Origin of the sequence: Enterobacter cloacae complex sp. P17RS (assembly GCF_014895885.1) — a bacterium.
Taxonomy (GTDB): Bacteria; Pseudomonadota; Gammaproteobacteria; order Enterobacterales; family Enterobacteriaceae; genus Enterobacter; species Enterobacter bugandensis.
This window is the reverse complement of the sequence record NZ_JADBQK010000007.1, coordinates 104,548-119,532: the sequence shown is the minus strand read 5'-3', so window position 1 is coordinate 119,532 and position 14,985 is coordinate 104,548. Positions and strand designations below refer to the sequence as shown.

The 14,985-nt window shown below is 56.4% G+C and carries 14 protein-coding genes; 9 read left to right on the top strand and 5 right to left on the bottom strand.

Features of this window, described 5'->3' with window-relative positions:
- Positions 1 to 208 precede the first annotated feature (208 nt).
- Positions 209 to 409, top strand: a complete 201-nt coding sequence (locus tag IM265_RS08180) for a hypothetical protein (RefSeq protein WP_028012954.1) — start codon at positions 209 to 211, stop codon at positions 407 to 409.
- Positions 410 to 455: 46 nt separating this feature from the next.
- Here the strand turns inward: IM265_RS08180 and IM265_RS08175 are convergent, their stop codons facing one another.
- On the bottom strand, positions 456 to 1,322 hold the full coding sequence (locus IM265_RS08175; protein WP_193031263.1) for an aldo/keto reductase family oxidoreductase: 867 nt from the start codon (positions 1,320 to 1,322) through the stop codon (positions 456 to 458).
- Positions 1,323 to 1,465: 143 nt separating this feature from the next.
- On the opposite strand from IM265_RS08175, the gene IM265_RS08170 reads away from it, so the two are divergent.
- Entirely contained in the window at positions 1,466 to 3,127 is a 1,662-nt protein-coding gene (locus IM265_RS08170) for a methyl-accepting chemotaxis protein (RefSeq protein WP_063153904.1), read from the top strand.
- 27 nt (positions 3,128 to 3,154) lie between these two features.
- Here IM265_RS08170 and smrA read toward each other — a convergent pair whose 3' ends face one another.
- Together smrA and IM265_RS08160 are read right to left on the bottom strand one after the other, a co-directional pair.
- Positions 3,155 to 3,718: a DNA endonuclease SmrA gene (gene smrA / locus IM265_RS08165; protein ID WP_045630204.1), complete on the bottom strand. Its 564-nt coding sequence runs from the start codon at positions 3,716 to 3,718 to the stop codon at positions 3,155 to 3,157.
- A 355-nt stretch (positions 3,719 to 4,073) separates the two neighbouring features.
- Positions 4,074 to 4,985 carry a LysR family transcriptional regulator gene (locus IM265_RS08160; protein WP_045261470.1) on the bottom strand — a complete coding sequence of 304 codons (912 nt, stop codon included), beginning with the start codon at positions 4,983 to 4,985 and terminating at the stop codon, positions 4,074 to 4,076.
- Between the two features lie 175 nt (positions 4,986 to 5,160).
- Between IM265_RS08160 and IM265_RS08155 the strand changes: the two genes are divergently transcribed.
- The 7 genes from IM265_RS08155 to uspE all read left to right on the top strand — a co-directional run bounded on the left by IM265_RS08155 (position 5,161) and on the right by uspE (position 12,335).
- Positions 5,161 to 6,471 carry a M20 family metallo-hydrolase gene (locus IM265_RS08155; protein ID WP_193031261.1) on the top strand — a complete coding sequence of 437 codons (1,311 nt, stop codon included), beginning with the start codon at positions 5,161 to 5,163 and terminating at the stop codon, positions 6,469 to 6,471.
- Positions 6,471 to 7,916, top strand: a complete 1,446-nt coding sequence (locus tag IM265_RS08150) for a M20 family metallopeptidase (protein WP_045261472.1) — start codon at positions 6,471 to 6,473, stop codon at positions 7,914 to 7,916. The genes IM265_RS08155 and IM265_RS08150 overlap by 1 nt, the downstream gene beginning before the upstream one ends.
- A 41-nt stretch (positions 7,917 to 7,957) precedes the next feature.
- Positions 7,958 to 9,484, top strand: coding sequence for a p-aminobenzoyl-glutamate transporter (abgT, locus tag IM265_RS08145; protein WP_048999464.1), 1,527 nt, complete (start codon positions 7,958 to 7,960; stop codon positions 9,482 to 9,484).
- A gap of 10 nt (positions 9,485 to 9,494) precedes the next feature.
- Positions 9,495 to 10,010 carry a methylated-DNA--[protein]-cysteine S-methyltransferase gene (gene ogt / locus IM265_RS08140; RefSeq protein WP_028012946.1) on the top strand — a complete coding sequence of 172 codons (516 nt, stop codon included), beginning with the start codon at positions 9,495 to 9,497 and terminating at the stop codon, positions 10,008 to 10,010.
- Between the two features lie 183 nt (positions 10,011 to 10,193).
- Positions 10,194 to 10,946 (top strand): fumarate/nitrate reduction transcriptional regulator Fnr, encoded by a 753-nt coding sequence (fnr, locus tag IM265_RS08135; protein ID WP_006174991.1) that lies wholly within the window; start codon positions 10,194 to 10,196, stop codon positions 10,944 to 10,946.
- 176 nt (positions 10,947 to 11,122) lie between these two features.
- Positions 11,123 to 11,275 carry a hypothetical protein gene (locus IM265_RS08130; RefSeq protein WP_223824746.1) on the top strand — a complete coding sequence of 51 codons (153 nt, stop codon included), beginning with the start codon at positions 11,123 to 11,125 and terminating at the stop codon, positions 11,273 to 11,275.
- Between the two features lie 109 nt (positions 11,276 to 11,384).
- Positions 11,385 to 12,335 (top strand): universal stress protein UspE, encoded by a 951-nt coding sequence (uspE, locus tag IM265_RS08125; RefSeq protein WP_028012944.1) that lies wholly within the window; start codon positions 11,385 to 11,387, stop codon positions 12,333 to 12,335.
- Between the two features lie 40 nt (positions 12,336 to 12,375).
- On the opposite strand, the gene IM265_RS08120 is transcribed toward uspE, so the two are convergent.
- Both IM265_RS08120 and pntB read right to left on the bottom strand, forming a co-directional pair.
- A complete protein-coding gene (locus IM265_RS08120) occupies positions 12,376 to 13,485 on the bottom strand; it encodes a mechanosensitive ion channel family protein (RefSeq protein ID WP_045261475.1) in 1,110 nt (369 codons plus the stop codon).
- A gap of 106 nt (positions 13,486 to 13,591) precedes the next feature.
- Positions 13,592 to 14,980 carry a Re/Si-specific NAD(P)(+) transhydrogenase subunit beta gene (gene pntB / locus IM265_RS08115; protein WP_045261476.1) on the bottom strand — a complete coding sequence of 463 codons (1,389 nt, stop codon included), beginning with the start codon at positions 14,978 to 14,980 and terminating at the stop codon, positions 13,592 to 13,594.
- Positions 14,981 to 14,985 lie beyond the last annotated feature (5 nt).

The window sequence follows — 14,985 nt, the reverse complement described above, 5'->3', positions numbered from 1 at the left end:
GAGCGGATTTAATTTAGCAACCTCTCCTGCTGGCGATCGCAGATGGGCCAACCAAAAGTCATAAAAAAGTCACTAACCAACACTTTAAAATCACTTCATGTGAAAAAAGATCATTAAATCACTATAGAAACACTATCAATTGACTTACACATAAGAATAACGCATATTTTAGGGCACGAATTATCAAGACTTTTGGAGGACGTTTTCTATGCCAGCCCGTGACTATCCCGACAAGCGAGTTGCCCGCGGTTTAGCAAAGGAGGCCGATCTCAGGATGTTGAGCGCCCGCATTGAGCCTGACCTGATGGAATACATCAGAATCACCGCCTTTGAGACGCGAAAAAGCAAGCAGGAAATTGTGGCAGAAGCGTTAGCGCTTCACAGACAGAAAAGTCAATGTGGAGTCTGAGCAGGCAAAGCCTGGAAGTGTCCTTCCGGCTTTGCCCATGCTGTGATTAACCCATCAGCGCATTCAGTTTTTCAAGTGCTTCAGGCGGCAATTGCACCTCTCCCGCCGCGAGGTTTTGCCGCAGATGCGCCACGGATGACGTGCCGGGGATCAGCAGGATGTTCGGCGACCGTTGCAGCAGCCATGCCAGCGCAACCTGCATCGCCGTTGCGCCCAGGGAATCCGCGACGGCCTGCAGGCCGGTGGACTGCAATGGCGTGAAGCCTCCCAACGGGAAGAACGGCACATACGCAATCCCCTGCTGCGCCAGTAAATCCACCAGCGCATCGTCGCCGCGGTTCACAATGTTGTACATGTTCTGCACGCAGACGACCTGCACCATCTTCCGCGCTTCCACCACCTGCGTGGCCGTGACGTTGCTCAGGCCAATGTGGCGTACCAGCCCCTGCTGCTGTAATTCTGCGAGGGTGGAAAGCGGTTCAGCAATCGATCCTTCTGCCGGGCCGTGTGCGCTAAACATGATCCGCAGGTCCACCACGTCCAGCACATCCAGCTTCAGGTTGCGCAGGTTGTCATGCACCGCCTGGGTCAGCTCCTGCGCGGAAAAGGCCGGCAGCCAGGCCCCTTTGTCATCGCGACGGGCACCGATCTTGGTGACGAGGGTGAGATCGTCCCGGTAAGGATGAAGCGCCTCGCGGATCAGCTGGTTCGTCACATGTGGGCCGTAAAAATCGCTGGTATCGATATGATTCACACCCGCCGCCACGGCTTCGCGCAGCACGTCCAGCGCGGCCTGTTTATCCTTCGGCGGGCCAAATACGCCCGGCCCGGCAAGCTGCATTGCCCCGTAGCCCAGTCGTTTAACCGTTCGCGTTCCGAGCGCGTACGTCCCGCTTTTATCAATGCTGCTCATGTTAACCTTCCTCATAAAATGATCCGGATTTACAACAGGTTCCTGACCGAAGCCCTAAGTTAAGCGTGAGTTAAATTAAAGTTTAAATTCTATACGACGATAGTATGGGTGTACCTCTGCATCTTTTCTAACGGACGACCGCTATGCTGAAAAATCTGCACGTGATTACCGGAATTATCTTTGCCCTCACCATATTCTGTCTGCTGCAAGTTGTCACGGGAGGGTTGTTCTACTCTGCCGTCAGCAACGATCGCCATAACTTCCAGAACTCCGGCGTGCTGAATGCCCAGCAGGAAAGCCTGAGCGACAGCGTGAACACGCTGGTGAAAACGCGCGTTACCGTCACCCGCGTGGCAATCCGCTACCTGAAGAACCAGCGCGACCCGGCATCCCTTGCCGCGATCAACAAACTGCTCGGCACCGCAGGCGACTCGCTGGCTAAAGCTGAAGCCTATAACAAAGAATGGCAGAAAATGCCGCAGGTTAACGGCCAGAATGCGGCGTTAACCGACGAGATGCAGAAGTCATGGAATCAGATGCACGAGGTGATGCGTTTGTCGATTGAGTATCTGCGTGCCGACAACTACCAGGCCTATGGCGATCTGGACGCTCAGCAGGCCCAGGACGACATGGAAGCGGTCTATAACCGCTGGCGCGCCGAGAACAACACGCTGCTGAAGGCGGCAACCGAAGAGAACCAAAGCAGCTTCACGCAGATGCAGTGGACGCTGGCAGCCATTTTCCTGGCCGTTATCGCCGTGCTGGTGGTGATCTGGCAGGGTTTACAGCACCTGCTGTTAAAACCGCTCAACGCCATCATGAACCATATTCGCGCCATTGCGGGAGGCGATCTGACGCAGGATATCACCCTCTCTGGTCGCAATGAGATGGGCCAACTGGCGGCTGGCCTGCACGAGATGCAGCAGTCGCTGGTGACGACCGTCAGCGCCGTACGCGGCAGCACCGACTCCATCTACACCGGCGCGGGTGAAATTGCCGCAGGGAGCAACGATCTCTCCGCCCGCACCGAAGAGCAGGCCTCCTCGCTCGAAGAGACTGCCGCCAGCATGGAAGAGCTGACCGCAACGGTTAAACAGAACTCCGATAACGCCCGTCAGGCGACACTGCTGGCGAAGAATGCCTCTGAAACAGCGGCTCGCGGCGGCCACGTCGTGGATAACGTGGTGCGCACCATGAACGAAATTGCCGACAGTTCGCAGCAAATCGCTCATATTACCGGCGTGATTGACAGCATTGCGTTCCAGACCAACATTCTGGCGCTTAACGCCGCGGTGGAAGCCGCGCGCGCAGGCGAGCAAGGCCGCGGGTTTGCGGTTGTCGCCGGTGAAGTTCGTACGCTGGCCAGCCGCAGCGCGCAGGCGGCCAAAGAGATCAAAGGGCTTATTGAGAACTCCGTCAGCCGGGTGAACACCGGTTCTGAGCAGGTCAGCGAAGCGGGCGCGACCATGAAGGAGATTGTCGCCGCCGTCACCCGCGTCACCGATATCATGGGCGAGATTTCGTCCGCATCGGATGAACAGAGCCGCGGAATTGAGCAGGTGAGCCTGGCCGTGTCGCAGATGGACAGCGTAACGCAGCAAAACGCCGCGCTGGTGCAGCAGTCCGCCACGGCGGCAGCGGCGCTGGAAGATCAGTCCGAACAGCTGCGTCAGGCCGTGGCCGCGTTTCGTCTGAACGGTAAAGCAAACGCCACCGCCCCGCGCCCGGCCAACGTTAAAACGCCGCAGTTGCTGCGTCCGGCAACGGCTAACGCCACCTCCGACAGTAACTGGGAAACCTTCTAAGCCTCAGGCGGGCGAAGATATCGCCCGCTAACGGCTGCGCTTGGCGTGCCGTTCCCAGTTCTCCTGCTTCGCGTCGTCGGATTTTCGCAGGGAAACATAGCAAGCCCCGCTGCCGCCGTGATGCGGCAGCGCCACGCAGAACGCCTGCACTTCCTCGAACTCGGTTAACCAGCGTGCCAGATAGCTACGCACCACATTAGGATGCGAATTTTGCTCGCGCCCTTTCCCGTGGATGATGATGAGGTTACGTAATCCGTCACGACTGGCCTGGCGAATAAAGGAATACAGCATCTGGCGGCAGCGTTCAGCGGGCTGACGCAACAGATTTAAGCTGGCCTGTCGGGAGTATTTACCCGAACGCAGCTTATCAATAACGCCCTGCTGGACGCCTTCGCGCTGGAACGCCAGCGGCTCGTCAAGCGGCAATAGCTCAAGGAAACCCAGGGTCAGAAAGTTGTCGAGCTGTTCGGTATCGATGTCCTGGCGAGCCCGGGTATTACGGCTTTGCTGCCAGTGGATATCGGTGCAGCGTTTCAGGGGCTGGACATCCTCCATGGCGTCAAGAAAAAGGGATTTGTCGTCAGGGTTCATGGAAATCCTCCGGCTACATCTGGGCTTGTACTATACCTGTGCCAGACAGGTGTCTCAATAACCCTTAGAAGATGAGGCACGAGATAAATATTAACCCGATGAATATATATAGTCATTATAAAATGCACTTAAACCTGACTTAACTAAAACCCCAGCAAGAGTAAAATAGGTGATTTGCGTTAAATTTTTCTAAAATCAGTCATTCACCTTCCTTTCATTTTTCGGGAAAGGTGTTATAACTAAATTTACCTGCCTCATGGATATAATACCCAGGACTTGCGAAAGGACGCACTGCTGTGTGTACTATAGGGTCTGTCTGATGTCGGGCAGACTCTGTTTTTTTATTATGCGACACTCACCCTGAAATTATTTTTCTCGCTTCCCTTCTGAATTGCGTAATTAATGATTCGGCAAGCGGAGTTTGACGAGAATCCCGGCGCTGAATTAAATAATATGCGGCTTTTGGAAGCGACTCGGCAACCGGCAGAATGACCAGACGGTGCGCCAGCAGCGGATCACAGCCTAACTCCTGCGGAAGGATACTTAAAAAATCACTTTGCGCAACAAGGCTAATGCAGGAAGAAAAGGTTTCGCACACTACGCCAATCCGCGGTATTTGCGAGCGGTGGCTAAATAGATCTTCTAATTGCTTATAATAACTTCCCCGCGGCGTTGGCATTGTCCAGTTATAATGCAGCAGATCGTTAATGGATGTTGCCCCTGTCGCCGGATGCCCTTCCCGGCAAAATACCGCAAATGGTTTTTCGAAGAGTTTTTCAAACGTAAACTCATGGTCGTAAGGCCCCTGATAATAGGTGTTGATGGTGAAGTCAAGTTCGCCCTGGCGTAATTCATTGATCATCGACACCAGCTGCCCTTCCATAATTCGCACTTTAACCTGCGGGTGCTGGGCGTGAAAACGGGTGATGACGGCGGGCATCAGGCTGCGTGACACGCTGGCCCCCATCCCGATATTGATCTGCCCGGCCAGATCCCCCTGCCGCTGGCGAATGTCATCCTGCGCCGCACGCAGCTCTTCCAGAATCAGCCTGGCGCGCTGGTAAAACCCTTCCCCGCACTCGGTCAGCGCAACGCCTTTACTCCGGCGAACAAAAAGCTGCGCCGCCATGCCCTCCTCCAGCTCTTTGATGGATTTGGTCAGCGCCGGCTGCGAGAGATTCAGCGTCCGGCTGGCACCGCGAATGCTGCCCTGACGCGCCACTTCAACAAACGCCCGGATTTGATGAAATTTAATCTGAAATGACATAGCCCAACCGATAACCATTGTTTATCAGAGTAAAGAAACTGTCATCTACTTTAATGGAAAGGGATGTGCGAGGGTAATTCCTGAACGGTTAAAACTGTGAAAAAACGGTTAGTGATAAGTAAAAACTATCACAGCGTGAAGCAGTTCACATTTTTTAATGATGACAGGAACAGATATGGACACACTGGCGCAGTACATCCAGACATTAGCCCCCCAGCTGATCGCATGGCGTCGCGATTTTCACCATTTTGCGGAATCCGGCTGGGTAGAGTTCCGTACCGCCGCAAAGGTTGCGGAAATCCTTGACTCCCTGGGCTACGAACTGACGATGGGTCGCGACGTGATCGATGCCGAAAGCCGTATGGGGCTGCCCGATGACGCTACCCTTTCGCGAGAGTTTGCCCGTGCGCGGTCACAGGGCGCGCCTGAGAAATGGCTGGCACCGTTTGAAGGCGGATTTACCGGCATTGTGGCGACCCTGAATACCGGACGACCGGGCCCGACGCTGGCGTTTCGCGTCGACATGGATGCCCTTGATTTAAGCGAAGCGCTCGACGACAGCCATCGCCCGTTCCGCGACGGTTTTGCCTCCTGCAACGCGGGAATGATGCACGCCTGCGCGCACGACGGCCACACTACCATTGGCCTGGGGCTGGCAAAGGTGCTTAAGCAGAACGAAGCGCAGCTCAACGGTACCGTCAAGCTGATTTTCCAGCCTGCCGAAGAAGGCACCCGCGGCGCGCGCGCCATGGTCGCCGCCGGGGCGCTGGACGGCGTGGACTATTTTACCGCCATCCATATTGGTACCGGCGTCCCCGCCGGAACGGCGATCTGCGGCAGCGATAACTTTATGGCAACCACCAAGTTCGACGTGAACTTTACCGGCGTTGCCGCACACGCGGGCGGCAAACCGGAGGATGGACGTAACGCCCTGCTTGCCGCCGCGCAGGCCGCCCTCGCCCTGCACTGCATCGCCCCGCACAGCGAAGGCGCTTCCCGCGTCAACGTCGGCGTGATGCAGGCGGGTAGCGGCCGCAACGTGGTGCCCGCAAATGCACTGATTAAGGTTGAAACCCGCGGCGAAAGCGAAGCAATAAACCAGTATGTCTTTGAACGCGCGAAGGCTGTCATTACCGGCGCGGCCGCGCTCTATGGCGTGAGCGCGGAGATGCGCCTGATGGGGGCCGCCACCTCCAGCGCACCGACGCCGGCCTGGGTTGATTACCTGCGTGAACAGGCGAGCCAGGTATCGGGAATTGTGCACGCAATCGATAAAGTGAAAGCGCCAGCAGGCTCTGAAGACGCCACGCTGATGATGGCCCGCGTGCAGCAGAACGGCGGCATGGCATCGTATATGGTGTTCGGCACGGATTTGAGCGCCGGACATCACAACGAAAAATTCGACTTCGATGAGCAGGTCATGGCTGTCGCCATTGAAACGCTGGCGCGAACTGCGCTCAATTTCCCGTGGACGCGAGGTGTGTAATGCAGGAGAACTACGCTTTTATTGCCGATGCCATCGACACGCGATGTCAGACGCTAACCGATATTGCCGACGCAATTTGGGATCATCCCGAAACCCGCTTTGAAGAGTTCTGGTCCTCCAGACGGCTCGCTGACGAGCTGGAAGCCGAGGGCTTTACGCTGACCCGCGAGGCAGGCGGTATCCCCAACGCGTTTATCGCCAGCTTCGGCAGCGGAAAACCGGTTATCGCTCTGCTGGGCGAGTACGACGCGCTGGCCGGGCTAAGCCAGCAGGCGCACTGCGCGACGGCGCAATCCGCCACGCCGGGGGCGAACGGCCACGGCTGCGGGCATAACCTGCTGGGTACCGCGGCGCTTGCGGGCGCGGTGGCGGTAAAAAGCTGGCTGGAGCAGCACGGCGGCAGCGGAACGGTGCGTTTTTACGGCTGTCCCGGTGAGGAAGGCGGCTCCGGGAAAACCTTTATGGTACGTGAAGGTCTGTTTGATGACGTTGATGCCGCCGTCACCTGGCACCCAGAGGCCTTTGCCGGGATGTTTAACGTCAGCACGCTGGCCAACATTCAGGCGGCCTGGCGTTTTCACGGCGTGGCGGCGCATGCGGCCAACTCGCCCCATTTAGGGCGCAGCGCGCTGGACGCCGTGACGCTGATGACTACCGGCACCAACTTCCTTAACGAGCACATCATAGAGAAAGCGCGCGTCCATTACGCCATCACCGACACCGGCGGGATTTCGCCCAACGTGGTGCAGGCGCAGGCTGAAGTGCTGTACCTGATCCGCGCCCCGGAGATGGCCGACGCGCAGCAGATCTACCAACGCATCGAAAAAATTGCCCAGGGCGCGGCAATGATGACCGAAACCACCGTGGAATGCCGCTTTGATAAGGCCTGCTCCAGCTACCTGCCGAACCGCACGCTTGAGGCTGCGATGTACCGCGCTTTGCAGCACTACGGCACGCCGGAGTGGACCGATGAAGAGCGCGACTTTGCCCGCGAAATCCGCGCCACGCTGACGCCCAACGATCTGCAGAACAGCCTGAAAAACATTGCCGCCACGGGGGGAGAAGCAGGCAAAGCCTTTGCCCGCCGCCATCAGGAGACGCTGCTGGTGGATGAAGTCGCGCCCTATGCCATCACCGATAACGTGCTGGCGGGTTCAACAGACGTGGGTGACGTCAGCTGGAAAATGCCGGTCGCCCAGTGCTTCAGCCCCTGCTTTACCGTTGGCACGCCGCTGCACACCTGGCAACTGGTGGCGCAAGGACGAACCTCCATCGCCCATAAAGGTATGCTGCTGGCCGGGAAAGTGATGGGCGCAACCGCACTCAATCTGCTGCAGGATGCAGACCTGCTGAAAACATGCCGTGAAGAGTTCGAACAACAAATAGAAGAAAAACCATACGCGTGTCCGATCCCACCGGGCGTGACACCGTCACCTTTAAAATAAAAAAACACAACACAACAACACAACACTCCCGAGGAACGCCCATGAGTATGTCATCCATACCTTCGCATTCCCCATCCGGTAAGCTCTATGGCTGGGTTGAAAGGATCGGCAATAAAGTGCCGCACCCTTTCCTGCTGTTTATCTATCTGATTGTGATTTTGATGGTTGCCACCGCCGTGCTCTCGGCCTTTGACGTCAGCGTGCGCAGCCCGGCAGACGGCAGCCTGGTGGCGGTGAAAAACCTGCTCAGCATTGACGGGCTGCACTGGTTTTTACCGAACGTGATCAAAAACTTCAGCGGTTTCGCTCCGCTGGGGGCCATTCTGGCGCTGGTGCTGGGCGCCGGGCTGGCTGAACGCGTGGGCTTGTTACCCGCACTGATGGTAAAAATGGCGTCCCACGTCAGCGCGCGCTACGCCAGCTACATGGTGCTGTTTATCGCCTTCTTCAGCCACATTTCATCCGATGCCGCGCTGGTGATTATGCCGCCGATGGGGGCGCTGATCTTCCTCGCCGTCGGGCGCCATCCCGTGGCGGGTCTGCTGTCGGCCATTGCGGGCGTGGGCTGCGGCTTTACCGCCAACCTGCTGATCGTCACCACCGACGTGCTGCTCTCGGGCATCAGCACGGAGGCAGCGAAAACCATTGATGCGGCCATGCACGTCAGCGTGATCGACAACTGGTACTTTATGGCCAGCTCGGTGATTGTCCTGACGATTGTCGGCGGGCTGATTACCGATAAGATCGTCGAACCGCGTCTGGGCAAATGGGAAGGCCGTAGCGATGAAAAGCTGGAGACGCTAAGCAAAGAGCAGCGCTTTGGCCTGCGCGTGGCCGGGCTGGTCTCGCTGGCGTTTATCGCGCTGGTGGCGCTGATGGTGGTGCCGGAAAACGGCATACTGCGCGATCCGGTTAAGCATACCGTCCTGCCGTCGCCGTTTATTCAGGGCATCGTGCCGCTGATTATTCTCTTCTTCTTTGTCGTTTCGCTCGCCTACGGTATCGCTACCGGCAAAATCCGCCGTCAGGGCGATCTGCCGCAGCTGATGATCGAGCCGATGAAAGAGATGGCGGGCTTTATCGTGATGGTATTCCCGCTGGCGCAGTTCGTGGCGATGTTTAACTGGAGCAACATGGGCAAGTTTATGGCCGTGGGCCTGACCGACGCGCTGGAGGCTGCCGGGTTAAGCGGCGTACCGGCGTTTGTCGGGCTGGCGCTGCTGTCATCCCTGCTGTGCATGTTTATTGCCAGCGGCTCCGCCATCTGGTCAATTCTGGCGCCGATCTTCGTGCCGATGTTTATGATGCTCGGGTTCCACCCGGCGTTTGCCCAGATCCTGTTCCGCATCGCAGACTCCTCGGTGATCCCGCTGGCGCCCGTCTCACCTTTCGTTCCGCTGTTTTTAGGTTTCCTGCAGCGCTATAAGCCCGAGGCCAGACTGGGTACCTACTATTCGCTGGTTTTACCCTACCCGCTTATCTTTTTAGGGGTATGGCTGGTGATGCTGGTGGCATGGTATCTTGTCGGCCTGCCGATTGGGCCGGGGATATACCCGAGGCTAAATTAAGGGATTGAAAATGCTGAGATTACTCGAAGATAAAATTGCGACGCCGCTCGGGCCGCTGTGGGTGATCGCGGACGAGCAGTTCTGCCTGCGCGCCGTTGAGTGGGAAGAGCACAGCGACCGCATGGAGGAACTGCTTGATATTCATTACCGCGCACAAGGTTATGAACGCATCAGCGCCACCAACCCGGGCGGGCTGAGCGACAAGCTGGCGGCGTATTTTGAAGGCGATCTCAGCATCATTGACACTCTGCCAACCGCCACGGCAGGTACCCCTTTTCAGCGCGAAGTGTGGCAGGCGCTGCGGTCGATTCCGTGCGGGCAGGTCATGCATTACGGCCAGCTCGCGGAGCAGCTAGGCCGCGCAGGCGCCGCACGCGCGGTGGGTGCCGCCAATGGCTCTAATCCGGTCAGCATTGTGGTGCCCTGCCATCGGGTCATTGGCCGTAACGGCACCATGACCGGCTATGCCGGCGGCGTGCAGCGCAAGGAGTGGTTACTGCGTCACGAAGGGTATCTCTTGCTGTAGATCCCAGGCTTTTTGTGCTTAATTTTCTACCGGTTAGGCTAAAAATCCATAATCAAGCTGTGGAATTTCAAGAAGATGGCAACACGTTGCCGTCTCTTGTCCTTATTGAGGGTTTGTCAGGCTTACGTACTTACCAAAAAGATGTTAAAATTGACCAATATCAATTAAGGCTTGAGCAAACCTATGATCCCGGAAAAGCGAATTATACGACGCATTCAGTCTGGCGGTTGTGCTATCCATTGCCAGGATTGCAGCATCAGCCAGCTCTGTATCCCGTTTACCCTGAATGAGCATGAACTCGATCAGCTTGATAATATCATCGAGCGCAAAAAGCCGATTCAGAAAGGGCAGACGCTGTTTAAAGCGGGAGACGAACTGAAATCGCTCTATGCTATCCGCTCTGGCACCATCAAGAGCTACACCATCACCGAACAGGGTGACGAGCAGATCACCGGCTTCCACCTGGCAGGCGATCTGGTGGGCTTTGATGCCATCGGCACTGGTCACCACCCGAGCTTTGCTCAGGCACTCGAAACCTCAATGGTTTGCGAAATTCCGTTTGAAACCCTGGACGATCTGTCCGGTAAGATGCCTAACCTGCGTCAGCAGATGATGCGTCTGATGAGCGGTGAGATCAAAGGCGATCAGGACATGATTCTGCTGCTTTCCAAAAAGAACGCAGAAGAGCGCCTGGCCGCGTTTATCTACAACCTCTCCCGCCGCTTCGCCGAGCGCGGTTTCTCGCCGCGTGAGTTCCGTCTGACCATGACCCGTGGCGATATCGGTAACTACCTGGGCCTGACCGTTGAGACCATCAGCCGTCTGCTGGGTCGTTTCCAGAAGAGCGGAATGCTGGCCGTTAAGGGTAAATACATCACTATCGAAAACGGCGAAGCGCTGGCCGTTCTTGCCGGACACGCCCGCAACGTGGCGTAACTCTCCGCCTTTTGATAACCAGACTGATAAATACACGTGATTTATTGGTCTGGTATCATCGCTTCCGCTTTAAGACATTTTCACCGTAGCACGTCCCCACACAGCGCCTGAAAGGTTGTCGTTGAGGTTATGAATTGAGAGAAAGTTTGTTTTTCGTTTCAGTCGTGATCGCCTCAGTGACCTTTATATTCATCTGGATCATGCTTGTCGGTCCGATGAAGGGGGAGGAAAAAACCTACGTTCAGGATTCCACGACCTTTGCGATAGCGGTGATGGTGCTGCTGTTCATTGCGTTTATCGCGGTGACATCCACCGTGCTTTTCCTCTGATAAATTTTCATGAATTATTGATCTGGCAAAAGCTCCCCTCTGTTTCATTCAGGATATATAGGTTACTCTTTTAATTACAGACTGTGGTGACAGTAGTAAGGAGACCTGTATGGCCAAGTATCAAAACATGCTGGTAGCTATCGATCCGAATCAGGACGATCAGCCGGCATTACGACGTGCTGTGTATTTACATCAACGGATTGGTGGCAAAATCAAAGCGTTTTTGCCGATCTATGACTTCTCGTATGAGATGACCACCCTTCTGTCGCCTGACGAGCGCACCGCTATGCGTCAGGGCGTCATCAGCCAGCGTACCGCGTGGATCCGTGAACAGGCGAAGTATTACCTGGAAGCGGGCGTGCCTATTGATATTAAAGTGGTCTGGCATAACCGACCTTTTGAGGCCATTATCCAGGAAGTGGTTGCCGGTGGGCACGACCTGCTGCTGAAGATGGCGCACCAGCACGACAAGCTGGAGTCCGTAATCTTCACTCCGACCGACTGGCATTTGTTGCGTAAATGCCCTTGCCCGGTCTGGATGGTGAAAGACCAGCCGTGGCCTGAAGGCGGGAAAGCCGTTGTGGCGGTGAATCTCGCGAGCGAAGAGGATTATCACAATTCGCTCAACGAGAAGCTGGTGAAGGAGACCATCCAGCTTGCCGATCAGGTTAACCATACCGAAGTGCATCTGGTGGGCGCCTATCCGGTTACCCCGATCAACATCGCCATTGAGCTGCCGGAATTTGACCCTAGCGTCTATAACGACGCGATCCGCGGTCAGCACCTGCTGGCGATGAAAGCGCTGCGCCAGAAGTTCAGCATTGACGAGAACATGACGCACGTGGAAAAAGGGCTGCCTGAAGAGGTGATTCCGGATTTAGCCGAACATCTGCAGGCCGGGATTGTGGTGCTGGGCACCATTGGCCGGACCGGTATCTCTGCTGCCTTCCTCGGCAATACCGCCGAACAGGTGATCGACCATCTGCGCTGCGACCTGCTGGTCATCAAGCCGGATGAGTATCAGACGCCGATTGAGCTGGACGACCCGGAAGACGATTAACGTAAACATCAAAGCCCGCCGCTCCGGCGGGCTTTTCTCATCAGCTCTCCATTACCGGCTTCGGCTGTTCACCTGACTCATCCTGCATCCACGGCGCGTGCAATACCATGCTGGGCAGCGCCAGCTTAATCTCCTGGGCGTTCAGCCCTTCAAGAATACGGATATTGATCTCCTGCTGGATGTCCATGTATTTATTGTAATCCGCGGTATTAACGATATGGACGACTTCAAACGTCAGGCGGTCGCGGTCGAATCCCAGAAAATGGGCACGATCGAATTTTGTCTCGCCGACATCGGTAATGATCTGCCTGACCATATCCCCCACGTAGCGCAACTTATCGGGCGGCGTGTCGCTGGCAACGCCAAAGGTAAAGACGATGCGACGCGTCTGCATGCGTTTGTAGTTGTGAAGCGTCTGCTGAAGCAAAATGGCGTTACCGCAGACGATCTGCTCCCCGCTCAGGCTGCGGATACGGGTCGTTTTCAGGCCAATGTGCTCTACCGTCCCCGCCACGTCGTTGAATACCACAAAATCGCCAATTTCAAACGGCTTATCAAAGCCGATAGAGAGCGAGGCAAACACGTCGCTGAGGATCGTTTGTACGGCGAGGGCGATGGCAATACCCCCTACCCCAAGGCTGGCAACCAGAGCAGTGATGTTGACGCCCGCGTTAGCAAGGATAGACAGCAGCATCACTGACCAGACGATGGCACGGAGAATAAGCCCCGTGATCACCAGCGTGACCGGGTTTTTATGGCTTCCGGGCGCCAGCATGACATGACGAAGCCACGACACCACCCCCTGATCCATCCACAGCGCCACCTGGATGGCGAAAACCAGGAACCAGGCGTGGCTCACGGTGCCAAAGAGATGATCCGGCAAGTCAACGAAACGCAGGCTGAAGAGCAGCGCCACCACAAACAGCAGGAAGCGGCTGGTGCGGTTAAGCATATCGGTCAGGATAAAACGCATCCGGTTGGTGGTCGGGTGCTTGTCGCCCCAGGTGGTAATGCCTTTCTTAACGAACGCGATCAGGCGCGTTAGCAGCCAGTACACCAGCAGCGTCACAAAGACAACCGTGGCGGCGCCTATCCAGAATGTCGGCGTCATCATCAGCGCGATGATGTCGAAGCGGGACAGAAATTGCATTACACCTCCTCGTATTACACAAAGGGTAAAGTATAGACAGAGGAGAAACGCTGGCCGCAGAAATAGGAAAACCGCCCCGAAGGGCGGTTTGTCAGGAGAAAGCGAATTACAGCGCTTTCAGAATCGCATCCACGCTGGCTTTGGCGTCGCCAAACAGCATATGGGTATTCTCTTTGAAGAACAGCGGGTTCTGCACGCCAGCATAGCCGGTGTTCATCGAGCGTTTGAAGACAATGACGTTCTGCGCCTTCCACACTTCCAGAACCGGCATCCCGGCGATTGGGCTACGCGGATCGTCCTGTGCCGCCGGGTTAACGGTGTCGTTAGCACCAATAACCAGCACGGTGTCGGTGTCGGCGAAATCATCATTAATCTCGTCCATCTCCAGCACGATGTCGTATGGCACCTTCGCTTCCGCCAGCAGTACGTTCATGTGGCCCGGCAGACGTCCGGCCACCGGGTGAATACCAAAGCGAACTTTGATACCGCGCGCGCGCAGCTTCTCGGTGATTTCCGCCACCGGATACTGCGCCTGCGCCACCGCCATACCGTAGCCTGGGGTGATGATCACAGAATGCGAGTTTTTCAGCATTTCCGCGGTGTCTTCCGCGCTGATCTCACGGTGTTCACCCACTTCTTCGTCAGTGCCGGTAGAAGAACCGTCAGAACCGAAGCCACCGGCGATAACGCTGATGAACGAACGGTTCATCGCCTTACACATGATGTAAGACAGGATGGCACCGGAAGAACCGACCAGCGCACCGGTGACGATCAGCAGGTCGTTGCTCAGCATAAAGCCCGCAGCCGCCGCTGCCCAACCGGAGTAGGAGTTCAGCATCGAGACAACCACCGGCATATCCGCACCGCCGATGGACGCCACCAGATGCCAGCCAAACGCCAGCGCGATGATGGTCATCACCAGCAACGCCAGTACCTGCAGGCCCACGCTTTCGGTACGCACGAAGACCACCAGGAGCACAAACGACACCACCAGCGCCGCCAGGTTCAGCTTGTGACGGTTAGGCAGCATCAGCGGTTTAGAAGAGATCTTACCGCGCAGCTTGCCGAACGCTACGATAGAACCGGTGAAGGTTACTGCACCGATGAAGATACCGAGGAACACTTCGGTCAGATGAATGTTGACCAGAATCGGCTCCATGCCCGGTTCGTGATACAGGTAGCTGTTGAAGCCCACCAGCACCGCTGCCAGGCCCACGAAGCTGTGCAGAATCGCCACCAGCTCCGGCATCTCGGTCATTTCAACGCGCTTCGCCAGGCGAATACCAATCGCGCCGCCGATGATCATCGCCACCAGGATCCACGCCACGTTGCCGGTATCCGGCCCGAAGATGGTGGCAATCAGCGCAATCGCCATCCCGGCGATACCAAAGTTATTTCCCTGCTGAGACGTTTCGTGTTTGGAAAGCCCCGCTAGACTGAAAATAAACAGGATTGCAGCAACAATGTATGCGGCTGTCACTAATCCTCCAGACATATGCT